The sequence below is a fragment of the Bradyrhizobium sp. MI1.4 genome (genome assembly GCF_055811315.1).
In genome coordinates, this window is the sequence record NZ_JBVVPP010000007.1 from 125,925 (window position 1) to 148,626 (window position 22,702).

The following is a 22,702-nucleotide window of genomic DNA, read 5'->3' on the forward strand; positions in this document are numbered from 1 at the left end:
CGATCAGCCGGCCTGACCGATGGGAACGGCGCGCGGCTGCGCTTCGGTTGCGCCACGCGGCGCGAGCCGCTCTGTCTGCATCACCGCAAGCGTCAGCACCACGATCGCAACTGCCTGATGCGCGAGCGCGAGATCGATCGGCACCTGGTTGAGCAGCGTGAGGATGCCGAGCACGCCTTGCAGGCTGACCGCGCCCAGCAGCAAGAGCGCGCCGCTTGCCGCAGAACCCGCGCGTGAACGGACCGCATCGAACGCGTGCAACGCCGCCAGCGCGAACAGCGCATAGGCCGTCATCCGGTGCTCGAACTGCACCGTCAGCACATTGTCGAACATGTTGCGCCACCACGGCGTCTCGAACCACAGCCGCTCCCCTGAGGGAATGAACGCGCCGTCGATCTGCGGCCAGGTGTTGTAGGCGCGGCCGGCGCGCAGGCCCGCAACCAGAGCACCAAAATAGATCTGGATAAAGGTCACCGCGAGGAGCAAGGCGCTGGTAAAGCGCAGCCGCGACGATGCTGCGATCTGCGGACGCCCGGCGAGCCGCCGCACCGTCCAGACGATGCCGGCGAAGATCACGAGCGCGAGCATAAGATGTGTCGCCAGCCGATATTGCGACACCTCGACGCGTTCGGACAGCCCCGAGGCCACCATCCACCAGCCGACCGCGCCCTGGAGGCCGCCGAGCCCAAACAATAGCCACAGCCGCCGCTTCAACTCACCGGACAGGCCGCCGCGCCAGAGGAAGAACAGGAACGGCAACAGATAGGCGACGCCGATGAAACGGCCGAGCAGCCGATGGCTCCATTCCCACCAGAAGATCTCCTTGAACTCGGACAGGCTCATGCCGGCGTTGAGTTCGCGATATTGCGGGATCGTCTTGTAGGCCTCGAAGGCCGCCGTCCACTGCGCTTCCGAAAGTGGCGGCACGCTGCCCGTGACCGGCTTCCACTCGACGATCGAGAGCCCGGATTCCGTCAGCCGCGTTGCGCCTCCGACCAGCACCATCAGCGCGATCAGCGCAGCCACTGAGATCAGCCACCAGCGCACGGCGCGATACGGCTCGGACGGGGCGGAATTCGTCGTCATTCGAGGCAAAACCAGAGCTTGAACCGGACTGCGTGCCCCTTATAGTCCCCCGCTCCCGCAGCGCAAGTTACGCGAAAGCCGCGATATTCCGTCATGACGATCCGCACTCGCAAGTTCCTCGGCACCATCCTGCTCCTGGTGCTCGCCACCGTCTGGGCACTGCTCGGCATGGCGCTGGCGCAGATGCCGTGGATCGCCGAATCCGGCTGGCGGCAGGCGATCTACTACGTGGTGGTCGGCATGGGCTGGGTGCTGCCGGCGATGCCGATCGTGAGCTGGATGCAGCGGCCGGACCGGGCCAAGTCGAGTTCGTAGCGCTTCCAGTTCGTAGCGCTTCTAGGTCCCAGCAGTGCCAGTCGGCTTCACCGGCGCAAAAGCGACCCCCGACACCAGCACCCGCATCATGCGCAGCGAGCGCACCCGGCCGTCCCAGGAAATGCGCGGCAGCGCGCGCAGATTGGTGCGTCCCTCCGCGTCCACCACGCCCGGGATCGTCGTCACCGCGCTGGCAAAGCCCGCCTCCTCCGCCATGATGACATGGCTGCGCCGGAACGAGGCGCGATCACCGAACGGAAAGGCGAGATGCCGGATGTCGCGATCGAAGGCCGCCTCCGCCACCGCCTTGCCCATCGTCATCTCGCGCAGTGCGGCCGCATCCTTCATGTTGGCGAGAACGGGATAGTTCACGGTCGCACTGCCGATTGTCACCAGCGGATCGGCCGAAAGCCTTGCCAGATCCTCCCAATTCATCGATGCCTCGCGTGAGAGCGCGGCAAGGTCGACCCGGTAGCGCGTGCAGAGGTCTGCGATCGCAGCCGACACATCCGCCGGCGGCAGCGAGCGCAGCCAGGCCTCGAGGAACGAAAACAGCGCCTGCTTCTCCGCGTTGCCAGTCACAGTGAAGCGCTGCTCCTTCTCGCCCATCAAGAGACTGACACGGCTCTCGCGCGCGATCACCTGTTCGAGTCCGAGCCACCAGGCCTCACCGACGCCGTCGGGAAACGCCGTGGGCACATAGATCGTGAAGGGCACGGCGTGGCGCGCCAGCACCGGATAGGCAAAGTCGATCAGATCCTTGCCGGCGCCGTCGAAGGTGAGTGCCACGAAGCGCCGCTGTTTCGACAGCGTCACCGCGCGCCGGCAGACCTCGTCCATGCCGACGAAATCATAGTTCCACCGCTTCAGCGCGCGAATGGCGCGATCGAGGAAATGCGGCGTGATCTCGTTCTCGCGCAGCGGCTGAAACCCGCCGCGCCGGCGCGACCGCACATGCGCAAAGCGCAGGATGGCGCCGGCTCCACGACTGCGCAGCGCAGCCTGGCCCGTGAACCAGGTCAGCTCAAGTCGCAGCCGTTCCAGCCATCTGTCGTCGGATGCCAATGTCCCACCTCGCGCCCGTCGGCGGCCGGTCCCCTCTTATAGTCATTACCCTTTGTTGACATTTCTTTGCAAAGGTCGGCCACAGGCCGAATTACGCATATTTTTGATTTCTCGACAGGTTCGCGAATGACCATGGCTGCGGCGATGCAAAGCCGGACGGCAGAATTGCCAGCGCAGTCGAAAGCGGGCCGCATCGCGCATGTCGATATCGTGACCGATCTCGGCGCGGCCGAGGCCGTCTGGCGCGCCTTCGAGCAGCCCGGTCATCTCTTCACGCCCTATCAGCGATTTGATCTGCTCAGTCCCTGGCAGCGTCTGGTCGGCGAGCAGGAACGCGCCCGCCCCTTTATCGTCATTGCCCGCGACTCCGAGCATCGGCCGCTGCTGCTGCTGCCGCTCTCGCTGCGCCAAAGCCACGGCGTGCGCACCGCCTGCTTCATGGGCGGCAAGCATACGACCTTCAACATGGGCTTGTGGAACGCCGAATTTGCAGCGCAGGTCGCCAGCGGTGATCTCGACGCGCTGCTTGCGCCGCTCAACGAACATGCCGACGTGCTCGCACTGACGCAGCAGCCGCTGCACTGGAACGACCAGCAGAACCCGTTCGCGCATTTGCCACGCCAAAGCGCGATCAACGGCTGCCCGCTGCTCACGATGGAACCGGGCGGTCCGCCGGCATCGCGGATCAGCAACTCCTTCCGCCGCCGCCTCAAGAGCAAGGAGAAGAAGCTCCAGGCGCTCGCCGGCTATCGCTATCATTTGGCGACCACCGATGCGGACATCACCCGCCTGCTCGACTGGTTCTTCCGTATCAAGCCGGCTCGGATGGCCGAACAGAAGCTGCCCAACGTCTTCGCAGAGCCCGGCGTCGAGCAATTCGTCCGCAGCGCCTGCCTTGCACCACGCGGCGACGGCCGCGTCATCGACATCCACGCGCTCGAATGCGACGACGAGGTGATCGCAATCTTCGCTGGCGTCGCCGACGGCCAGCGCTTCTCGATGATGTTCAACACCTACACGATGTCCGAGCACGCCCGCTACAGCCCCGGGCTGATCCTGATGCGCTACATCATCGACCGCTGCGCCGAGCGCGGCTACCGCTCGCTCGACCTCGGCATCGGCTCGGACGAGTACAAGCGGATGTTCTGCAAGGACGACCAGGACATCTTCGACAGTTTCGTTCCGCTGACGTCACGCGGAAAGCTCGCGGCCATGGCGATGTCCTCGCTGAGCCACGGCAAGCGGCTGGTGAAACAGAACCAGATGTTGTTCGACCTGGCGCAGCGGCTGCGGCGAGCGTTCGGGTAGCTCTCGCCATTGCACGACTGCCCACCTTCTCCCCTTGTGGGAGAGGGTGGCGCGAAGCGCCGGATGAGGGGTTGTATCAGCAAGTCAAAATGCGAGAGGCACGCGCGGAGAGAGACCCCTCACCCGTCTCGCCGCTATCGCGGCGAGCCACCCTCTCCCACAGGGGGAGAGGGTAAGAAACGCCTACGCCGCCACGACGCGCGGCGCGTCCCTCGCATCCGACGGCTGCACCGGTCTGTTCAGCATCGTCACTTCATTGAATCCGACGGCGCTGAGCTGCTCGCACATCAGTGCGCGCGCATCCGGCGCCATCGACGCGTCGGGCACGACGACGGCGCGGGCATTCGCCGTCAGGAGCTCCGCCGGAAGGTCGGAGGCACTGCCGGCATCGAGCAGCACGTGGTCGTAGGCGCGCAGCAGCGCGTCGATCGCGAGCGTCACGCGGGGCGACTGCAACAGGCTGCGATCGAAGCCGGGGCGGCCTGCCATGACCAGATGCAGCCGCGAGAGCTTGTCCCGGGTGATGATCTGCGCGAACGACGCCTCGCCCTGCATCAGTTCGGCGAGGCCGGGTGCCGAGGCATCGACGGACACGGCGGCCATGGTCGGCGAGGACGCGGCGAGATCGACCACGACGACCCGCGCATCGCGCGCCAGGTGCCGGGCCAATGTCAGCGTCGACAGCGTGATGGCTTCGCCGCTCGCAGTGCCGAGCACCGTGACCTTCTTCGCCATGGCTCCGGCGGCGCGCAGGCTGTCGGCCAGATGCTCGATCTCCGCGAATTCGGCGACATCGGCATCGGCCGTCATCTCCGGCTGCAGCGGCGCGGGTTCTGCCATGACCGGGTCGACGACCGGATCGGCGAAGGGCTCGACGACCACCGGTTGGACGATTTGTTCCTGGCGAGCCGACGCCCGCATGAGCGTTGGCGTGAACACCGCCACCGCACGGGGCGCGGTCTGGCGCAACAACTCTCCGGTGACGACGACGCCCGACGAGAGCAGCAGTGTCGCGATCGTCGCGATCAGCACGATCGGCAGCTTCTTCGGGTAGGCCGGCGTGTTCGAGACGACGGCGCGCGAGATGATGCGGCCATCCGTCGGCGCGGTGTCGATGGTCTCGCGGGTGTTGGCCTCACGGTACTTCGCGAGATAGGTTTCGAGCAGGTCGCGCTGCGCCTTGGCCTCACGCTCGAGGGCGCGGAGCTGCACGTCCTGGCCGTTGGTGGCCGTCGCCTGCTTCTTGAGCTGCTCGAGGCTCGCCGACAATTCCTGAACGCGCCCGCTGGCGGCACGCGCATCGTTTTCGAGCGTGCGGGCGAGCTTGGCGGCCTCGTCGCGGATCTGGGTGTCGAGGTCGGCGAGCTGCGCCTTCAACTCCTTGATGCGCGGATGGTTGCCGAGCAACGTCGACGATTGCTCGGCCAGCTGGGCCCGCAACGCCACGCGCTGCTGCGAAGGCGTGCGCATCGATTCCGAGTTCAAAATTTCCGACGATTCGATCGGTTTGCCGCTCTGGATCATCTCGCGGATCAGGCGCGCCTTGGACTCGGCATCGGCCTTGAGCGCGCGCGCATTGTTGAGCTGGGTGTTGACCTCGCCCATCTGCTGGTTCGATAGCGTCGTGTTGTTGGTGCCGACGAACAGGCTCGACTTGGAGCGGAAGTCCTCGGCCTTCGCTTCGGCCTCGGAGACATTCCGTCGCAGCTCATCGATCCTGCCGGCATACCACTGGCTGGCGTTTCGGGCCTGGTCCTGGCGCGCATCCTGCTGGAGCACGAGATAGCCGTCGGCGATCGAATTGGCGACGCGCACGGCGAGATCGGGATCGGCAGACTGGAATTCGATCACGATGACGCGTGACTTGTCGACGGCGTAGGCCTGGAGGCGCTCGTAATAGGCGTCCAGCACCCGCTCTTCCGGCGTCATCGAGAACGGATCGCGGCCGATGCCGACCAGCGCCGCAAGAGACTTCAGCGGCGAAACGCCTTGCAGCACCGGATCGAACTCGGGCCGCTCCGCAAGCTTGTTCTTCTTGATGATCTCGCGCGCGAGATCGCGCGACAGCACGAGCTGCACCTGGCTGGTGACGGCTTCGGCGTCGAGCGCCTGCCGTTCCTCGGCGCGATCGCTATTGGGCCGCAGAAACACGTTCTCACGGCCGTCGATCAGGATACGGGATTCAGACTTGTAGCGCGGCGTGATGAGATTGACGATTGCGATGGATGCGACGAGCGCCAGCACCGTCGGAACGATGATCCAGCCGCGCTTGCGCGCCAATGCCGCGCCGAGCGCGTGCAGGTCGATGTCGCCGGATTCGACTGGCGCCGACCGCGGAGCAACGGGCGCAGGCTTTGCTTCAATGCTGGGCTCGAGTTCAGCCCGCTTGGCTGCTGCCTTCGAGACAGCCCGCTTGACCACCGCCTTGTCCTTGCCGGCACGCCAGAACGCTAAACGCATCGAACACTCCCGCAGGCGCAACGCCACGAACCTACCTCAACCAGAGCGATTACACTCCATTAAGGTTGCCGCTGGGTTAATCGCAGCGTCGGGCGGCTCGCGCAGGTGCGTCCGTCACCGTTTGTTAACCACGAGGCCTCTTAATCCGTCTCGATATTTCGTCAGATTGTTCGAGCATTCGCCGTCGAGCGCTGGTTTTGATCATGCCCCCCTCTCCCGACCAGCCGCTTCGCATCCTGCACGCCGTGCGCGCTCCGGTCGGCGGCATCTTCCGCCACATCCTCGACGTCGCCAACGGCCAGGTCGATCGTGGCCATCACGTCGGAATTCTCGCCGACAGTCTCACCGGCGGTGAGCGCGCCGACAAGGCCCTTGCCGAGCTCGCACCGCGGCTGAAGCTCGGCGTGCACCGGATGGCGATCCGCCGCGAACCGTCGCCTGACGATGTCCTGGTCTGGTTTCGCTTGCGGCGCCTGATCGCCACGCTCAAGCCCGACGTCATGCATGGCCACGGCGCCAAGGCCGGCGCTTTCATCCGGATGCGGCGGCGATCCGACGACACCATCCGCATCTACACCCCGCATGGCGGCTCGTTGCATTATCCCCTCAACACCCTCAAGGGCGAGTTTTACGCGCGGCTCGAGCGTGCGCTGATGGATGCGACCGACCTGTTCCTGTTCGAAAGCGCGTTTGCCCGCGACACCTATCAGCGCATCGTCGGCAAGCCGAAGGGCGTGGTGCATTGCGTCTTCAACGGCGTGACGCCGGAGGAATTCGAACCTGTCGTCATGGCCGACGACGCCACCGACCTCGCTTATGTCGGTGAGTTCAGGCACATCAAGGGCGCCGATCTGCTGGTCGACGCGGTGGCGCGCCTGCACGAGGGCGGTAAGAAGGTCACGCTGACGCTCGGCGGTGACGGCGAGGAGACCGCGGCGCTCAAAGCGCAAGTCGAGAGGCTCGGCCTCTCCAGCGCCATCCGCTTCATCGGTCACGTCAAGGCACGCTACGGCTTTTCCAAGGGGCGGCTGCTGGTCGTTCCCTCGCGTGGCGATTCCATGCCCTATGTCGTGATCGAGGCCGGTGCCGCCGGGATACCGATGATTGCGTCCAAGATCGGCGGCATTCTCGAGATTTTCGGCGCGGAGAACCCGGCGCTGTTTGCGCCGAGCAACGCGGAAGCCATGGCGGAGGCGATCGCGGCCGCGCTCGACAATCCGCTGGGAACAGCGCAGCGCGCCTTGTCGCTTCGCGAGCGCATCTCCGCGCATTTCTCGCAGCAGGCGATGGTCGAGGGCGTGCTCGCGGGCTATCGCGACGCATTTACCAATCACTAACCATTCTTAAGACCCGCTTTAGAGAATCTTCCGATTTGTCCGATAACCCAAGCGCCAGGGGATACTCGCCCGGGACGCAAGGACGCGGCCCGCGGGTTTTTGGAATGGACGTGGACGCCCGTGGAACCGCTCAACGCACGCTCGATGCTCGATGCCGCGACCAGCGCCGCGGCGAAGCCGGCTGACCGGCCCTTTGTGGAGCGGCGTCAACGGCTCTCGGCCGCCGCGCTCGACGTCGTCAACCAGAAGGTCGCCCGCGCCTATTCGCCGATCGTGATCACCGGCTTCGTGCGCCTCGCCGATTTCGCGCTGCTGAGCCTCGTCGGCATCGTACTCTATCTCGGCTATGTCATGCCGCACGCCGGCTCCTTCAGCTGGATCTATCCCGCGCAGATCATCGCCGTCGCGGTCTCCGCCGTGGTCTGCTTCCAGGCCGCCGACATCTATCAGGTGCAGTTGTTCCGCGGTCAGCTCCGGCAGATGACGCGGATGATCTCGTCCTGGTCGTTCGTCTTCCTGTTGTTCATCGGCATCTCCTTCTTCGCCAAGTTCGGCAGCGAAATATCGCGGCTCTGGCTTGCCGCCTTTTACGTCCTCGGGCTCGCCGCGCTCCTCTGCGAGCGTCTGGTGCTGCGCTCGCTAGTGCGCGCCTGGGGGCGCGAGGGCCGGCTCGACCGCCGCACCATCATCGTCGGCTCCGACCGCAACGGCGAACAATTGGTCGAGGCGCTGAAGCAGCAGGAGGATTCCGACATCCATGTGCTCGGCGTGTTCGACGACCGCAACGACAGCCGCGCGCTCGACACCTGTGCCGGCGCGCGCAAGCTCGGCAAGGTCGACGACATCGTCGAATTCGCCCGCCGCACCCGCGTCGATCTCGTGCTGTTCGCGCTACCGATCTCCGCCGAGACGCGCATCTTGGAGATGCTGAAGAAGCTCTGGGTGCTGCCGGTGGACATCCGCCTCTCCGCACACACCAACAAGCTACGCTTCCGCCCCCGCTCCTATTCCTATATCGGCGAGGTACCGACGCTGGACGTGTTCGAGGCGCCGATCACCGACTGGGACCTGGTGATGAAATGGCTGTTCGACCGCGTGGTCGGCACCCTCGCGCTGCTCGTGGCCTTGCCGGTGATGGGATTGGTGGCGCTGGCCGTGAAGCTCGACAGCCCCGGACCCGTGCTATTCCGCCAAAAGCGCTTCGGCTTCAACAACGAGCGCATCGACGTCTACAAGTTCCGCTCAATGTACCATCATCAGGCTGATCCGACGGCCTCGAAGGTCGTGACCAAGAACGACTCGCGCGTCACCCGCGTCGGCCGCTTCATCCGCAAGACCAGCCTCGACGAGCTGCCGCAGCTCTTCAACGTGGTCTTCTCCGGCGATCTCTCTTTGGTCGGCCCACGTCCGCATGCGGTACAGGGCAAGCTGCAGAGCCGCCTGTTCGACGAAGCCGTCGACGGCTATTTCGCCCGCCACCGGGTCAAGCCCGGCATCACCGGCTGGGCCCAGATCAACGGCTGGCGCGGTGAGATCGACAACGAAGAGAAGATCCAGAAGCGCGTCGAGTTCGACCTCTATTACATCGAGAACTGGTCGGTGCTGTTCGATCTCGTCATTCTGCTGAAGACGCCGATCTCGCTGCTGACCAAGAACGAGAACGCGTATTGAGTTGAATTTTTCCGTCATGCCCCTCCTTGTGCGCTGTTGCGCACTGGGGCGGGGCATCCGGTACTCCGCGGCGCCGGCCGCTTCCGCAATAGACGCCGCGGAGTACTGGATCGCCCGGTCAAGCCGGGCGATGACAGCGGTATTTGTGGCGTACCAGTTGCGTAAACGTATGAGCGTGTGATGGCGTATGCGGCAACAGCCGGGGAGATGAATGCAGCGGTTCGGGCTGCGCCCGGCGTGTTGGCGCTCCAGCGCGCGCTGGTATGGCTGGTCGGCGCCTCCGGCGCGATCGTGTTCATCGAGCCGAGCCCCTACGAGATCGTGACGCTGCTGGCCACCGTCACCTTCTTCGCCACCGGACTGCGTCTGCGGCTCGCTTTGATGCCGCTGGTGCTGATGCTGGTCCTGCTCAATATCGGCTATACGATCAGCGCGATCCCGCTGTTCGAGCAGTCCGAGGTGGTGAGCTGGATTGCGACCTCCTGGTACATGGCGGTCACAGTCGTGTTCTTCGCCATGGTCACGTCGGAGGACACCGCCGCCCGGCTCGATATGCTCCGCCGCGGGCTCGTGATCGGCGCGATGGTCGCCTCGCTGTCGGCGGTCGCCGGCTACTTCCACCTGGTTCCCGGCGGCGACGACCTCCTCACGCTGTACGGACGCGCGCGCGGCACCTTCAAGGATCCGAACGTGCTCGGCGCCTTCCTGATCCTGCCGGCACTGTTCTCGCTGCAGAGCGTCGTCTCCGACAAGTTCGGCAAGGCGTTTCGCAACGTCATCGCCTTCGGCATCATGTCGCTGGCGATCCTGCTCGCTTTCTCCCGCGCCGCCTGGGGCGGGCTGGTGCTGACATCCGCCTTCATGCTGGCGCTGATGGTGCTGACCAGCCGCACCAACGCGCAACGCTCGCGTATCATCGTCATGGCGATCCTGGCCGCGGTGCTGGGCCTTGCGCTGATCGCGGTGTTGATGTCGTTCGATTCCACCGCCGAGATGTTCAAGCAGCGCGCGAGCTTCGATCAGAGCTATGACGAAGGCCGCTTCGGCCGGTTCGGGCGGCACATCCTGGGAGCGGAGATGGCGCTCGACCTGCCGTTCGGCATCGGCCCTCTGCAATTCCACCGCTTCTTCCCCGAGGACACCCACAACTCCTATCTCAACGCCTTCATGTCCGGCGGCTGGCTGTCAGGCATCTGCTATCCCGCGCTGGTCTTCACGACCGTCATCATGGGTGTCAGGCACATCTTCGTGCCCGTGCCCTGGCAGCGCGCTTATCTGGCGGTGTTCTCCGCCTTCGTCGGCACCGTCGGCGAAAGCTTCGTGATCGACACCGACCACTGGCGGCACTTCTGGATGATGCTGGGCGCGATGTGGGGCATGATCGCGGCTGCACAGATCTACAAGGCTAGGTCTGGCGACGAAGCTTCTTCAGCTTGAGATCGGGGCGTTTCTCCGGCGGCGTGTCGAGCAGGCCCTTCAGCGCCGCGGTCGCCGCGAGCACGCCCTTGTAGCCCTCATTGGCGAAGCGCAGCAGCAGGCGCAATTCCTGGTCGGAATAGCCGCCAAAAACCTTCTCCATCGCCTGCTGCATCGGCACGTAGAACTGGCCGAGCCTTTCGATCGCCTCCGGCACGACGGCAATGAAGACCTTGCGACGATCGGCATCGTCGCGCTCACGACGGACCAGGCCCGCCTTTTCGAGCCGGTCGACCACGCCGGTGATGGCGCCGGTCGTGAGCCCCGTGACTTCGGCGAGCCGGCCGGCGGTGACGCGGCCTTCGAGGTACAGGATGTCCATGCATTCGAGGTCGGAATTGGCGATTCCGGCAACGTTCGCAACGGTCTGGCCATAAAGCACGCCCTGCGCGGACGACCTGCGCATCGCCTCCTCGAGCTCCTGCAGCAGCGCGGCGCGCGCCTTCGTCCTTGACAAGGCAAACCTCGTATCTTAGTCGATATATATCTTAGTCACTAAGAGATTTAGCGACTGTAATTCTCCTAGCACCACGGAAACGTCGGGAGCAAGCCATGTCCTATCGTCCTCGCAAGGCCCTGATCATCGGCGCCGGCATCGCCGGCCCCGTCGCGGCGGTCCTGCTGCGCCGCGCCGGCATCGAGTCCGCGATCTACGAAGGCTGGCCCTATTCGAAAGGCATCGGCGGCGGCCTTCAGATCGCGCCGAACGGCATGCAAGTCATGGACGAGATTGGCCTTTCCAATGAGCTGATCAGCCGCGGCTCGATCGCGGAATCGTTCGACTTCTATTCGCAAGCCGGAGAGAGGCTCGGCTCGATCAATCGCGACATGGCGCGGCGCTTCGGCCAGCCCGCGGTCAATGTCTGCCGCGCCACGCTGAACGAGATGCTGATCGACAAGGCCTGGTGCGCATGCGTTTCACTTTATTTCGAGAAGCGCCTGATCAAGATCGAGGATCGCGCCGACCAGCCGATCATCGCCTACTTCGCCGACGGTACCACGGCCGAAGGCGACTTCGTGATCGGCGCCGACGGCGTGCACTCGGTGACGCGGCGCCAAGTCGTCCCGGACGGGCCGCAGCCGTTCGATACCGGACTGATCGGCTTCGGCGGCTTCGTGCCGCACGCCGTCCTGGATGGCCGGCCGATCGGCCGGCACGTTGAAACCACGTTCGGACAGAGCGGCTTCTTTGGCTACGGCTATTGCAGCCCCGATCCGAACGACGGCGTGATGTGGTGGAGCACGCAACCCGCGCACGGCATGGACGCGGCGATGTTTCGCGCGCTCGACCATGCAACGCTGAAGCAGCACCTGCGCGGCTTCCACCGCGGCTGGCACGATCCGATCCCTGGCATCATCGAGGCAGCCGAGAACATCGTGGTCACCGACACGCTCGACGTCGCCACCCTGCCGACCTGGTCGCGCAAGCGCTCGCTGCTGATCGGCGATGCCGCCCATGCGACCAGCCCCCATGCCGGCCAGGGCGCCTCGCTCGCGCTGGAGGATGCGATGCGCCTCGCCCGGTTGATGCAGCAAGGCCGGGAGCTCGGCGCCACCTTCCAGGCCTTCGAGGCCGAACGGCGCCCGCGCACGGAAAAGATCGTCGCCATGGCCCGCCGTAACGGCAACAACAAGCGCGAGTTCAGCGCCACCGGCGCGTGGATTCGCAATCAGATGATGAAATGGCTGCTGCCGCTGGGCGCGAAAAGCATGGAGTTCATGTACGCCTACGACGCGCGGGCGGTGTAGTGGCACGAACGCTGTCATGCCCGCCTTGTGCGCACTTGCGCACCGGGGCGGGCATCCAGTACGCCGCGGCCTCTCGATTCAATCGGTGCCGTCTCTGGAATACTGGATCGTCCGGTCGAGCCGGACGATGACACCGTGATTGCGGCAAGTGACCGCCTCTACTTCTCCACCGCGAACGTCAGCCCGGCATTCTCGACCAGCCGCTTGATCAGCTTGTGCTGCATCGCCGCGCCCGGGGTCCAGAAGCCGGCTGCGACGTCAGTCGTGTCCCGCAGCATGCAGATGGCGCATTCGGAGATCATCTTCGAGGTCGAGCCGTAGCCGGGATCGCGGTCGCCGGTGACGCCGGCGCGAACCATGCGGCCATCGGGTGCGATCGCGACATAGAGCAGATCGAACAGACCGTTTTCACGCTCTTCCTTCGACGGCCCCTCGCCCGGCTTCGGTGCGTCGGGGCCGGTCTTGCCCGCATTGGCAGCCATCACGAGCTTGGCGTTGGCCTCGCCCTTCTCGCCGGGACCGGTCAGGACCATCTCGTCGTAGACGAAGTCCTGGCCGTAGGGGAATCCCATCAGCATGTTGGAGCGGTGAACGTTGCGCGTGTTGATCAGCGCCATCGTGAACGGCGCGGCCCAGGATTGCAGATCCTCCTCGAAGGCGGCCCTGTTGCCTTTCGGCTGCTTCGGGCCGGTGAAGCCGGGCGTCAGCGCAAAATGATCGTTGAGAATGGCGACAAGGCTGAGATCCTTGGCCACCGCATCGAAGGTCGCCTTAGCGCTGGCGGCGGTGCCGCCCGAGAGCGTGCCCCGCATGTCGCGCACACGCCCTTTCACCCGCGGGGCCGGCGCGCCGAAGACACGTTTGGCCTCTTCCTGGACGAAGAACGTACCGAGCTCGAACGGCACGGAATCGTAGCCGCAGGAAAACACGATCCGCGCGCCGCTCTCTTTTGCAGCCGCCTCGTACTTGTCGATCATCTGGCGCATCCAGATCGGCTCGCCGCAGAGGTCGAAATAATCCGTGCCCGTGGCCACGCAGGCGGCGAGCAGTTCTTCACCATAGAGCTGATACGGGCCGACGGTGGTGATCACCGACATGGTCTGCTCCGCCATCGCCTTCAGCGAAGCCGCATCCGACGCATCCGCGACAATCAACGCCGTATTCCCGGGCGCGCCGATCGCATCGCGGACCGATTTCAGCTTGCCGAGGCTGCGGCCTGCCATCGCCCATTTGAGCGCGTGGTCGCTCTTGTAACGCTGGGTCAGGTATTCGGCGACGAGCTGGCCGGTAAAACCGGTCGCGCCATAAACGACGATGTCGAATTTCGCAGAGCTCATGATCCGCCTTTGCTTTACTTCTTCGCGTAGCTCACGCCCATGCCGGCACGGACGTCGCTTTGAATACCATAGGGCGGGATCGGATAACGCAGGCCGTTCTTCGCCAGCGCCTTCATGCCCACAACCGCCTTGGCGAGATGTTCCGGCTTCAGGGCCATCAGCATCTCCTCGTCCGGCACGCCGCCATAGCGCCGTTCGGCGTAGCATGGCAAGGACAGGCTGGGCTCACCGCTCTTGAGCGCCCTGCCCCAGGAATCGGCGCAAGCGGTCTCGCCGACCACGCCCCATTCGAACTTCTTGTAGCCGGTGTATTGCAGCCCGTTGATCAGGATGATCATCTGCCCCGGCGTCGCATAGACGAGACAGATGTCGGGCGGATCGAGCCGGCCGCTCGCCAGCGGACTGACCGCGAGCGCCTGATATTGCCCGAACGGAACCACATCCAGCGCCTCCTGGCGCTTGCGTGCGTCCTCCGCGGTGCCGTGCCAGACCCCGACATAGTTTTCGCCGGCGAGCCATTTCTCGTCCTGCGGTGCAAGGCCGATCACCGCGCGGCATTGTGCGCCGACGAGATCGTCGGCCGTGATGCCCACGGTCCAGCCCAGACGCGCGGCCATGCTGACGATCTGGTCGGTGGTGTGGACCGCGTTCGGCCGCCGGACTTTCGGAATTGCCTCCATGTCCGCGGTCCGCGTGAACAGCTTCATGCCGATCACCGTGGTCTTCAGCCGCAACAGGCTGTTGAGATCGGCGACGAGGCCGGCAAGATCGATGCTGTCTGCACTCTGCTGTTGCATGGCGTCCTCCGGGGCCGGCGACCGTGAGCCGGTGCTGTTATTGCTTCTTGAACGGTTCTAGTCCTTCGTCGGTCCCGGGAGCAACTCGCCAGTCCGGCCCATCAGGTGGTAGGCGACGAGCCCGATCCATTCGCGCACGGCGACCTCGGTTCGGCCGAGCCCGTCCGTGCCGACATTGGTGAAAGAGAAGAGATCGTCACGCCCGCCCATTCGCCAGTCCACGGGATAGGCTTCGACGTCGAATCCCGCCTTGCGAAAGATTCCCATCGAACGCGGCATGTGAAAGGCCGACGTGACCAGGAGCCAGCGTTCGCCCGCCTTCGGCGCCACCAATTGTTTGGTGAAGATGGCATTCTCGTAGGTGTTGCGGGAGTCCCGCTCGAGGATCAGGCGCTGCTTCGCGATGCCCAGATTCTCCAGGATGGGCGCGGAGTAGTCGGCCTCCCGGGAGTCCGTCGAAACCAGGTTCGCGGTGCCCCCGGTGAAGACAATGCGCGTGTTCGGATAGCGGCGCGCGAGCTCGGCCGGCGCAAACAGGCGATCGGCCGCGTGCGCGACGACCGGCGTGCGGTGCGCCGCCGACAGATCGGTGTCGATCGAGCCGCCGAGCACGATGATGCCATCGGGCGCACCGCGCGACGGATCCCACGGCGGAAAACGCGACTCCAGCGGATAGAGCAAGAGGTTGCCGAGCGGCGAAAACGCGGCGAGCGCCAGCAGGATCAGCGTGGCCGCGGCGAGCTTGCGGCCGAAGGCGGCAAAGCGCGTCGCCATCAGGACGACCGAGACGATTCCGAGCTCGATCATCAAGTTGATCGGCAGCACCGCTGCGCCGAGGGTCTTGGACAGGACAAAAAGCAGGGGAGCCTCGCTGGAATGATCGTGCCTGTTGCGCGCGGGCTTGACCCGCCCGTCGATCTTCAGAAAGCTTCTTGGAAGAGGATCGATTGCCTGGTCAAGCCCGGGCCTGTGAAACGGACGGACGCCACATGACCCATCACCACCTGCATTCCAGCCCCGAGACCTGCCATTGGGGGTTCTTCGAGGCTGCGCTCAAGCCCGTCCTCACCATCGCGAGCGGTGACGAGGTCACGGTCGACACCATCAGTGGCGGTCCGGACATGCTGCCCGACCGCAGCAAATTTCACATTCCGCCCGAGATGCACGAGGTTCATGCCCAGAACGAGCGCATGCTGCCCGGCCACATCCTCACCGGCCCGATCGCGCTCGAGGGCGCCGAGCCCGGCGACGTGCTCGCGGTCGAGATCCTCGACGTCCAGCTCCGGCAGGATTGGGGCTGGAACATGATCAAGCCGCTGTCCGGCACCCTGCCCGACGATTTCCACGAGACGCGCATTCTGAACATCCCGCTCGACCGTTCCCGGATGGTCGCCCGCATGCCGTGGGGGCTGGACCTGCCGCTCAAGCCGTTCTTCGGCGTGATGGGCGTTTCGCCGCCGCCGGCCTGGGGCCGCATCTCCTCGCTCGTTCCTCGCGCCATGGGCGGCAATCTCGACAACAAGGAGCTTGGCGCCGGGGCGACGCTGTATCTGCCGGTGTTCGTCCCGGGCGCGCTGTTCTCCTGCGGTGACGGCCATGGCGTGCAGGGCGACGGCGAGGTTTGCGTCACCGCGATCGAGACCGCGCTTCAGGGCCGCTTTCGCCTGACGCTGCGCAAGGACCTCAGGCTCGATTATCCCCGTGGCGAGACGGCGACGCATTACATGACCATGGCGATGGACCCCGATCTGGACCAGTGCGTGGTGCGGGCGCTGCGCGACATGATCGTGCTGCTCGGCGAGAGGCGCAATTTGTCGCGCGAGGACGCCTATACGCTGTGCAGCCTGGCGGCCGATCTGCGGGTGACCCAGACCGTCAACGGCTCCAAGGGCATCCATTGCATGATCGAAAAGACGATCGTGCACGGCTGAGCCGACCAGCCCACTCCTGACCGGTCGAAGCCACGCCGCCGCCGGCCTGCCGCGCGGCGTGCCTTGTCATGCCTAAATTTCCCTCGCGATTCCAACGGGCTGACCAGGCGCCGCAGCCTGCATTTGACTTCTGCCTCCAAACCTAAATAGAGTCTTAATCGTAACTTTTATGTACCCGAGTAAGAGGCTAGCGTTCGGCCATGGCCACCGAAAAAGCCGAGACTGACCGCATTCCTGTAACCTTGGCGCTCTCGACCATCACCTATCTGGAGAAGCTGGTGAGACAGGGCACCCACGGCACCAGCGTTCCCGGCGTCGCACGTACCTTGATCGAGGAAGGCATCCGTCTCGCCATCAAGGACGGGCTTTTGTCGATTCGCGACAATGGCAGGACGTGAGCGCGCGCCGAACGTGAGGCGGACGGATCTCGAGAGGCGGATGGCCGACATCTGCAACCTGGGACCGTTACACATGCCTGTTCTCTCACCCACCTGGACCGACGAACGCATCGAACTTCTGAGGCAGCATTTCGAGGCCGGGCTCTCCTGCCGCGAGATCGCCGCCGACATTGGCGTCAGCCGCAACGCCGTGATCGGCAAGCTGTCTCGCCTCAATCTCACGCGCGGCCGAACCATCGACGATCGCAAGGTTCACGACAGGGGCCTGGCGCCGGCGCGCGCGCCGCGGACCGTGCCGCGGCTGCAATATGAGATGCTCGCCACGATCTACGGCGAGACCGGTGCGCCGATGGTCACCGGTCCGATCGACGACGCCAATCGCTGCTCGCTACTCGAGCTTGCCGAGAACCGCTGCCGCTGGCCGATCTCGACGCCTGGCGCGGACGATTTCTGCTTCTGCGGCAACTCCGCACCCGACGGCCAGTCCTATTGCGCCGGCCACAGCCGCCTCGCCTACCGGCCGAATTCCCGCGCGCGCGTCATGCGCGGCTAGAGCCAAGTCCTGGAGGCGAGTCCTGGAGCCATGCCCAAAACGAAAAACCTCCGGCAGGGCATTGCCGGAGGTTTCTGGAGGTTTAGCATCAAGTCAGAGCCGCAACTTTCGTCATCGGCTGGAAGTAATATAGCTTAGTAACTCAGGTAAGTAAATAAATTTGGGCCCATCGATTCGCATGGCACGTCTTCGCCACCCGCACGCGCCGGATTTTCCGAAGGCCATCTTCGTAAAAAAAGCTCATCTCATAAAAAAGCCCCGGCGGTGTCCCGCCGGGGCTGCGTTCTATCCTAAGACCCAGGTGTGAAGACCCAAGTCCGAGGACCAAGGCTTACCAGTTGCGCTGGGCGCGAACCAACAGGCTGTAGGTGTCCTGGTCCTTTAGCTCATAGGTCGCCGCGGGCTTGGCAACGCTGGTGAGCGCCGGCGTCGTGATCACGCCCGAGTACTTCTGGTCAAGATGGCTGTAGGTGAAGTCAGCCGAGAAGGTCAGGTTCTTGATCGGGGTCCAGCGGGTGATGACACCGATCTGGCCGATGTTGAAGTCCGGGTTGCAGGTGCCGGTCAGGGTCGCGAACGCGGCGCTGCCGCAGATCATGCCCTTGGCGGTGCCGCTGTAGTTGACGGCAGCCCACGCACCATAAAGCGCCGAATTCCAATACGGGCTCCAGTTGTGAGTGTAGGCACCACGGAAGCCGTAGGTCTTGGTCAGCTCGAGACCGCTGCCGGGTGCGAACACCGCGTCAGACACGCCGGCGAAGCCGATGCTCTGATACGCGCCGCCCGAACCGCCGAACATCGAGTAGCTGGTCGCTGCCAGCTCCTGGAAGTTGTAGCGGCTCGCGCCGTCGGTGTAGACGCCCGAGATGTTGATCACGTCGCCTGCACCGGTCGGGATGTTCTTGATCGACAGCGCCAGCTGGACGGCCCAGCCCCACTTGTCTTCAGGATGACCGGTAACTTCGCTCGCGCCGTAATAGCCGACGTGGTTGTCGTGCGCAGCGACCGAGGCCTGGAACAGGCCCCAGGCCTGGTCGACGCGGAGCGTGCCGACGAGATCGGGGGAGCGGGTGCCGCCGAGATCGTTGGAGCCGTAGGCACCGCCGAGGACGCCGGCGGTGGACATGCCGGCCGTATTCCAGAGCGCGGTCTGGAACACCTGCGTCTGGTCCTGGGCCGAGACGATCGCCGTCACGCCCTGGCCGAGATCGGCAGTGTAGGTGAACTGGGCAACACCGTTGGTGGTGCCGCTGCCGCCGACGAGCTGGTCGAAGTTGTTGCCGGGATAGTTGATCCAGGGCGCGTCGAACTGCGACACGGCCTTACCCATGGTGAAGCCGGCGAACTGGATGAAGGCGTAGTAGACGCCGAGCGCGCCGCCCGAGATCGTGCCGTCGGTGCCGTTGACGGCGCCACCGCTGGAGCCGATCAGGCTCGTGCCTGCGGCGTTGAGGCCGAGCGTGCCGCTGTACTGGGTCGCACCCGTTCCCGAACCGGCGCCGACATAGTTGCCGGTCGTCCAGGTGAAGACCGCATCGAAATAGGTGCGGACCACGCCGTACTCGGTTGCGGTGCGCGTGTCGATGTTGAGATCTTCACGAGCGCGCATCGAGTAATAGTTGGTCAGGCGGTTGTTGGCCGCGAAGACGTTGTTGTACTGGGCGCTGTAATTGCCGCCGGCATTGAGCGCCACTTCGGCACGCAGATAGCCGCCCAGCTTGATGCAGGTGTCGCTGCCCGGGATGTAATAGAAACCCGCGCCGTAGAGCGAGCAGACCTTCACATACTCGACTGCCTTGGCCTTGACCGGAAGATCAGCCGCCTGAGCTCCACCGACGGCGATCAGACCCGCCGCAGTGCCGAGCAAAAGGCTCTTCACCACTTTCATATTAAAACCTCCAAGTTGCTCATTTTACGAAGACCGGACCGTGAGGCCCCCCAAGATCCCCGTCTTTGAAATCCGCTCGGCCGCTTTGCGCTTCGGACACACCCTCTTTCGACGCGAGGGACGTGAGCAAACCACCTGCAACGGGACGATCGAGTACCCCCCACCGCCACGAAGCAATATGCCTGCGCCTTTCGGTAATCAAAATACCTTATTTAGTCAGCTTTGTTGGTTTTGCTAAACCTGTGCCCCGTTCGCAACACCATTGCGAACCGATTCCGTGAGCTGATCATCTTTGTAGTTTTACTGACAAAATTACCCTGCTCTGCACTTGCGTCAGAGCAGGCTTGCGTGGACTATGGCTTGCACGACACCGGCCGCATACAAATCATCTCACGGGAGTGACGCTGTGTCAGCGACGAGGAAAGAAGGGGCGCGCCTCCGCACCATCGGCAATCTGGATATCATCAGGCGCTTCACCTGGGAGATATCGTCGATCAACATGTATCTGGAGGAGCTGCGTCAGTTCTGGGCGAGAACGCTCGGCATCAGCGGCCCGCAATGGCTGATCCTGATGGCGATCTCCGACCTCGACAAGGACGACGGCATTCCGGTCAACGTCGTCTCGAAACTGCTCCACGTCGACCCGTCGTTCGTCACCACCCAGTCCAAGCTGCTCGAGAAGAAGGGCCTGTTGCGCCGCCGCCCCTCGCCGACCGACGCAAGGGTGGTCCGACTGTCCCTGACCGAGAAGACGCAAAAGCACCTGGCGAGCCTCAACGAGCAGTACAAGACGATCAAGGAATTCGTCTTCCAGGAGTTCGACGAGAAAGAGCTGACGGAATTCACCACCAAGCTCGCGATGTTGAAGACCCGTCTCGAAAAAGCCTGCGTCCGCCTGACCCTCGACTTCTGAGGCGACGTTCTCAGATGCGCCGCGCGGCGCCGAGCCGCGATTCCAGCCAATCGAAGATGTATTCATTGGCAAGGCTCGGATTGTCCGCATGGGCCTGCGCCGCGCCGGTTTCGGCCGCGGTGAACACCTTCAACATGACATCCGAACTGCCGAGCCGGGAGGTCTGGACGATCTGACGCGCCCGATCGGCCTTGAGCCAGCCGTCCTCGCCGAGCGTGATCAGCACCGGACAGTCGGCGCTGGAGGCCATCAGCGGAGCGTGCGGCACCGGGACGATGCTGACGTCGCTCATCGCGAATCGGCTGGCAAAGAAGGCCCGCTCGTGCAGGTCCCACAGGCCGCCATCGCAGACGGCGGCGGCAAGCCGCGGCTCCTGCAGCACCGCGCGCGCCACGAAGGAAGAGCCCCAGCCATCGGCGACGATCGCGACGCGCTCGAAGTCGACCTCGCTGCACGTCTCCAGATAGTCCATGACGCACGGAATCGCACTCTCGAGATCCCGGCGCCGCAACAGCGCGTCGAGATAATCGTCGCGCTGGTCGCCGAACAGGTCCAGCGCCAGCAGCGAAAAGCCGCGCTCGCGGGCGTGCGGCGCGAGCTTGAACAGAAACTCTTCCTTGCGATGGCCGGGCTCGCCGATGCAGATCACGGTCGGGGCTCGCACGCGCTCCAACGGCGCGTGCGCGGGCAGGAAATAGCCCTGCAACGAATGTCCGTCGAGCCAGGGTATCGTCACGACTTCCCCGGCAGGGTCGCGCGCGGCGAGGAAGCGGCGGGCGCAATCCTGCATCGCGAGGACCGCGACCCAGCGGCGCTCGTCCGCCTGATCGAGCGGCATTGCGGCCGCGCTGTAGTAATTCATGGCGCGGAGCCAATTGCGCTGCGCGGTCGCCCTGTGACCTTCCGCGAACGCGGCCTCGGCACGATGGCGATTGGCCTGCGCCAGCTTCTTCCACTCGCGATGCCAGGACTGGTCGTCGCCCCGCTTCAGCTGCCGCGCGATCATCAGGCATTCGGCGATCGTGGCGCCGCCGTCCTGGGCCGCGGTGAGGAGCCGCGTGAACTCAGCGGAGATGTCCTCTCGCTCCGGGCAAAGGATCCAGTCGTCGGAGAGGCATGCGGGTATCATCGGGAGCTACGCTCTGGTCATCGCCTTACACGTGACTGAATAAACTATTTTGGTTCCCTGACCAAGCTGCGGCGCGCCCAATGAGAGCCGTTCGAGATCACCATCGCTTGAACGCAGGGATGTGTCGCATGCGTGACATTCCAATGCGTCAGGAGTGGCCGACACGGCCAAGAAACGCCGGCAGCGAACTGGCAAGAGGTGGCACGTGAAATTGCCTGCGCGCCTCTTGCCATGATGCGCATCATACCTATATCGGCGCGCGCTCGTCGCCTGCGTCAGCCGAGCCGCCAGCCGACCTCCTGCGTGAAACTTTCGTAGAAGGCGCGGTCGTAGGCCTGCTCCGGCGTAGCACGAACGCGCTCGTCAAGGCGCTTTGCATCCTCACCCACGAGAATGCGCCATTGCTCCGCCTTGACGCCGTCGAGGATGATCCTGGCGGCCTGAGCCGCCGTCGTCGGCGCATCCTCGAGGAAGCTGCGGGCGCGCTCGGCGAACGCCGCCTGGATGTCCTCGTCCGACATCTTGTCGGCATCCGGCACGCCGGCCGCGACCATGCGCTTGCGGGTCAGCGCGACCTCGTCGCCGTTGAGCCGCTCCGAGCCGTCGGCGCTCTGCACCTTGCGCGAATTGGAGACGATCGAGGTGCCGATATGGCCGGGCATCACCACCGAGCATTTGACATGCGGCGCGTGCAGGCGGAGGTCGTTGATGAGCGCTTCGGTAAATCCCTTCACGGCGAACTTCGCCGCGCTGTAGGCGGTGTGCGACTGGTTCATGCCGATGGAGGCCCAGAAGCCGTTGACGCTCGCGGTGTTGACGATGTGGGCCTCGTCGGCCGCGACCAGCATCGGCAGGAAGGTGCGGACGCCGAGATAGACGCCGCCCCAGCAGATGTTGAAGGTGCGCTCCCACTGCTCGCGCGTGTTGGTGAACAGGCTGCCGCCGCCGCCGATGCCGGCGTTGTTGAACAGGAGGTGGATCCGGTCGGTCTTCTGCTGCTCGGCGAGCTCGTCGCGGAATCGCTTGAGATGATCCTCGATCGAGACGTCGGCGACATGGGTGGTGACGCGCAGGCCCTGCGGCAGCTTCTCGAGCTCGCACAGCCGCTTGGTCTCGGCCATCGCGGCTTCCGAGACGTCGCACATCGCGACATTGCAGCCCTCGGCGACGAGCTGCCGCGCGAGCTCGCGTCCCATTCCCGTGCCGCCGCCGGTGATGACGGCGATCTTTCCTGCAAAATCCTTCATGGGACTTTCGGCCCCTCCCCTGTCGGTATGTTTCTTCATGGC

General features: G+C 64.6%; 20 protein-coding genes. 10 read left to right on the forward strand and 10 right to left on the reverse strand.

Features of this window, described 5'->3' with window-relative positions; all coding sequences use genetic code 11:
• Window positions 1-3 precede the first annotated feature (3 nt).
• Window positions 4-1,086: a COX15/CtaA family protein gene (locus tag AC0L23_RS10740; RefSeq protein ID WP_473356852.1), complete on the reverse strand. Its 1,083-nt coding sequence runs from the start codon at window positions 1,084-1,086 to the stop codon at window positions 4-6.
• A gap of 93 nt (window positions 1,087-1,179) precedes the next feature.
• On the opposite strand from AC0L23_RS10740, the gene AC0L23_RS10745 reads away from it, so the two are divergent.
• A complete protein-coding gene (locus tag AC0L23_RS10745) occupies window positions 1,180-1,401 on the forward strand; it encodes a DUF2842 domain-containing protein (protein ID WP_007603477.1) in 222 nt (73 codons plus the stop codon).
• 21 nt (window positions 1,402-1,422) lie between these two features.
• Here AC0L23_RS10745 and AC0L23_RS10750 read toward each other — a convergent pair whose 3' ends face one another.
• Window positions 1,423-2,466, reverse strand: a complete 1,044-nt coding sequence (locus tag AC0L23_RS10750; protein ID WP_473356853.1) for a polysaccharide deacetylase family protein — start codon at window positions 2,464-2,466, stop codon at window positions 1,423-1,425.
• Between the two features lie 126 nt (window positions 2,467-2,592).
• Between AC0L23_RS10750 and AC0L23_RS10755 the strand changes: the two genes are divergently transcribed.
• Window positions 2,593-3,774, forward strand: coding sequence for a GNAT family N-acetyltransferase (locus AC0L23_RS10755; protein ID WP_085353381.1), 1,182 nt, complete (start codon window positions 2,593-2,595; stop codon window positions 3,772-3,774).
• 183 nt (window positions 3,775-3,957) lie between these two features.
• Here the strand turns inward: AC0L23_RS10755 and AC0L23_RS10760 are convergent, their stop codons facing one another.
• Window positions 3,958-6,234: a GumC family protein gene (locus AC0L23_RS10760; RefSeq protein WP_085353383.1), complete on the reverse strand. Its 2,277-nt coding sequence runs from the start codon at window positions 6,232-6,234 to the stop codon at window positions 3,958-3,960.
• Between the two features lie 203 nt (window positions 6,235-6,437).
• Here AC0L23_RS10760 and AC0L23_RS10765 point away from each other — a divergent pair, with 203 nt between their 5' ends.
• The 3 genes from AC0L23_RS10765 (at window position 6,438) to AC0L23_RS10775 (ending at window position 10,679) form a co-directional block, all read left to right on the forward strand.
• Entirely contained in the window at window positions 6,438-7,571 is a 1,134-nt protein-coding gene (locus AC0L23_RS10765; protein WP_085353585.1) for a glycosyltransferase family 4 protein, read from the forward strand.
• A gap of 120 nt (window positions 7,572-7,691) precedes the next feature.
• Window positions 7,692-9,242, forward strand: a complete 1,551-nt coding sequence (locus AC0L23_RS10770) for an undecaprenyl-phosphate glucose phosphotransferase (RefSeq protein ID WP_018455131.1) — start codon at window positions 7,692-7,694, stop codon at window positions 9,240-9,242.
• Between the two features lie 180 nt (window positions 9,243-9,422).
• A complete protein-coding gene (locus tag AC0L23_RS10775) occupies window positions 9,423-10,679 on the forward strand; it encodes an O-antigen ligase family protein (protein ID WP_026232883.1) in 1,257 nt (418 codons plus the stop codon).
• Here the strand turns inward: AC0L23_RS10775 and AC0L23_RS10780 are convergent.
• Window positions 10,648-11,124, reverse strand: a complete 477-nt coding sequence (locus tag AC0L23_RS10780; protein ID WP_051112981.1) for a MarR family winged helix-turn-helix transcriptional regulator — start codon at window positions 11,122-11,124, stop codon at window positions 10,648-10,650. The two genes, AC0L23_RS10775 and AC0L23_RS10780, sit on opposite strands and share 32 nt — an antisense overlap.
• A 146-nt stretch (window positions 11,125-11,270) precedes the next feature.
• Here AC0L23_RS10780 and AC0L23_RS10785 point away from each other — a divergent pair, with 146 nt between their 5' ends.
• Window positions 11,271-12,467: an FAD-dependent monooxygenase gene (locus AC0L23_RS10785; RefSeq protein WP_018455134.1), complete on the forward strand. Its 1,197-nt coding sequence runs from the start codon at window positions 11,271-11,273 to the stop codon at window positions 12,465-12,467.
• Window positions 12,468-12,625: 158 nt separating this feature from the next.
• Here the strand turns inward: AC0L23_RS10785 and AC0L23_RS10790 are convergent, their stop codons facing one another.
• Genes AC0L23_RS10790 through AC0L23_RS10800 form a run of 3 tightly spaced genes read right to left on the reverse strand, consistent with a single transcriptional unit; the run spans window position 12,626 to window position 15,426 of the window.
• On the reverse strand, window positions 12,626-13,804 hold the full coding sequence (locus tag AC0L23_RS10790; protein ID WP_085353387.1) for a saccharopine dehydrogenase family protein: 1,179 nt from the start codon (window positions 13,802-13,804) through the stop codon (window positions 12,626-12,628).
• Between the two features lie 14 nt (window positions 13,805-13,818).
• Entirely contained in the window at window positions 13,819-14,601 is a 783-nt protein-coding gene (locus tag AC0L23_RS10795; RefSeq protein WP_085353389.1) for a DUF169 domain-containing protein, read from the reverse strand.
• A 57-nt stretch (window positions 14,602-14,658) separates the two neighbouring features.
• Window positions 14,659-15,426 (reverse strand): YdcF family protein, encoded by a 768-nt coding sequence (locus AC0L23_RS10800; RefSeq protein WP_473356854.1) that lies wholly within the window; start codon window positions 15,424-15,426, stop codon window positions 14,659-14,661.
• A gap of 164 nt (window positions 15,427-15,590) precedes the next feature.
• Between AC0L23_RS10800 and AC0L23_RS10805 the strand changes: the two genes are divergently transcribed.
• The 3 genes from AC0L23_RS10805 to AC0L23_RS10815 all read left to right on the forward strand — a co-directional run bounded on the left by AC0L23_RS10805 (window position 15,591) and on the right by AC0L23_RS10815 (window position 17,483).
• Complete coding sequence (locus AC0L23_RS10805; protein ID WP_018455138.1) at window positions 15,591-16,532, forward strand: acetamidase/formamidase family protein; 942 nt, start codon at window positions 15,591-15,593, stop codon at window positions 16,530-16,532.
• Between the two features lie 200 nt (window positions 16,533-16,732).
• The gene (locus AC0L23_RS10810; RefSeq protein WP_007603456.1) at window positions 16,733-16,930 is read left to right on the forward strand and encodes a hypothetical protein; all 198 of its coding nucleotides are present in this window, start codon (window positions 16,733-16,735) and stop codon (window positions 16,928-16,930) included.
• Window positions 16,931-17,003: 73 nt separating this feature from the next.
• Window positions 17,004-17,483: a GcrA family cell cycle regulator gene (locus AC0L23_RS10815; protein ID WP_018455139.1), complete on the forward strand. Its 480-nt coding sequence runs from the start codon at window positions 17,004-17,006 to the stop codon at window positions 17,481-17,483.
• A 331-nt stretch (window positions 17,484-17,814) separates the two neighbouring features.
• On the opposite strand, the gene AC0L23_RS10820 is transcribed toward AC0L23_RS10815, so the two are convergent.
• On the reverse strand, window positions 17,815-19,371 hold the full coding sequence (locus AC0L23_RS10820) for a porin (RefSeq protein WP_204511371.1): 1,557 nt from the start codon (window positions 19,369-19,371) through the stop codon (window positions 17,815-17,817).
• A 406-nt stretch (window positions 19,372-19,777) separates the two neighbouring features.
• Here AC0L23_RS10820 and AC0L23_RS10825 point away from each other — a divergent pair, with 406 nt between their 5' ends.
• Window positions 19,778-20,284 carry a MarR family winged helix-turn-helix transcriptional regulator gene (locus AC0L23_RS10825; RefSeq protein WP_007611061.1) on the forward strand — a complete coding sequence of 169 codons (507 nt, stop codon included), beginning with the start codon at window positions 19,778-19,780 and terminating at the stop codon, window positions 20,282-20,284.
• A 10-nt stretch (window positions 20,285-20,294) separates the two neighbouring features.
• Here AC0L23_RS10825 and AC0L23_RS10830 read toward each other — a convergent pair whose 3' ends face one another.
• Both AC0L23_RS10830 and AC0L23_RS10835 read right to left on the reverse strand, forming a co-directional pair.
• Entirely contained in the window at window positions 20,295-21,413 is a 1,119-nt protein-coding gene (locus AC0L23_RS10830; protein ID WP_247384834.1) for an alpha/beta hydrolase family protein, read from the reverse strand.
• A gap of 275 nt (window positions 21,414-21,688) precedes the next feature.
• Entirely contained in the window at window positions 21,689-22,660 is a 972-nt protein-coding gene (locus AC0L23_RS10835) for an SDR family NAD(P)-dependent oxidoreductase (protein ID WP_247384814.1), read from the reverse strand.
• Window positions 22,661-22,702: the final 42 nt, after the last annotated feature.

Bases quoted from the DNA above. Each gene is read 5' to 3' on its own strand.
- AC0L23_RS10820 (WP_204511371.1), bottom strand. From the start codon at position 19,371: ATGAAAGTGGTGAAGAGCCTTTTGCTCGGCACTGCGGCGGGTCTGATC.
- AC0L23_RS10785 (WP_018455134.1), top strand. From the start codon at position 11,271: ATGTCCTATCGTCCTCGCAAGGCCCTGATCATCGGCGCCGGCATCGCC.
- AC0L23_RS10835 (WP_247384814.1), bottom strand. From the start codon at position 22,660: ATGAAGGATTTTGCAGGAAAGATCGCCGTCATCACCGGCGGCGGCACG.
- AC0L23_RS10760 (WP_085353383.1), bottom strand. From the start codon at position 6,234: ATGCGTTTAGCGTTCTGGCGTGCCGGCAAGGACAAGGCGGTGGTCAAG.
- AC0L23_RS10810 (WP_007603456.1), top strand. From the start codon at position 16,733: ATGGCCACCGAAAAAGCCGAGACTGACCGCATTCCTGTAACCTTGGCG.
- AC0L23_RS10830 (WP_247384834.1), bottom strand. From the start codon at position 21,413: ATGATACCCGCATGCCTCTCCGACGACTGGATCCTTTGCCCGGAGCGA.
- AC0L23_RS10745 (WP_007603477.1), top strand. From the start codon at position 1,180: ATGACGATCCGCACTCGCAAGTTCCTCGGCACCATCCTGCTCCTGGTG.
- AC0L23_RS10815 (WP_018455139.1), top strand. From the start codon at position 17,004: ATGCCTGTTCTCTCACCCACCTGGACCGACGAACGCATCGAACTTCTG.
- AC0L23_RS10755 (WP_085353381.1), top strand. From the start codon at position 2,593: ATGACCATGGCTGCGGCGATGCAAAGCCGGACGGCAGAATTGCCAGCG.
- AC0L23_RS10795 (WP_085353389.1), bottom strand. From the start codon at position 14,601: ATGCAACAGCAGAGTGCAGACAGCATCGATCTTGCCGGCCTCGTCGCC.
- AC0L23_RS10780 (WP_051112981.1), bottom strand. From the start codon at position 11,124: ATGCGCAGGTCGTCCGCGCAGGGCGTGCTTTATGGCCAGACCGTTGCG.
- AC0L23_RS10740 (WP_473356852.1), bottom strand. From the start codon at position 1,086: ATGACGACGAATTCCGCCCCGTCCGAGCCGTATCGCGCCGTGCGCTGG.
- AC0L23_RS10790 (WP_085353387.1), bottom strand. From the start codon at position 13,804: ATGAGCTCTGCGAAATTCGACATCGTCGTTTATGGCGCGACCGGTTTT.
- AC0L23_RS10765 (WP_085353585.1), top strand. From the start codon at position 6,438: ATGCCCCCCTCTCCCGACCAGCCGCTTCGCATCCTGCACGCCGTGCGC.
- AC0L23_RS10805 (WP_018455138.1), top strand. From the start codon at position 15,591: ATGACCCATCACCACCTGCATTCCAGCCCCGAGACCTGCCATTGGGGG.
- AC0L23_RS10775 (WP_026232883.1), top strand. From the start codon at position 9,423: ATGGCGTATGCGGCAACAGCCGGGGAGATGAATGCAGCGGTTCGGGCT.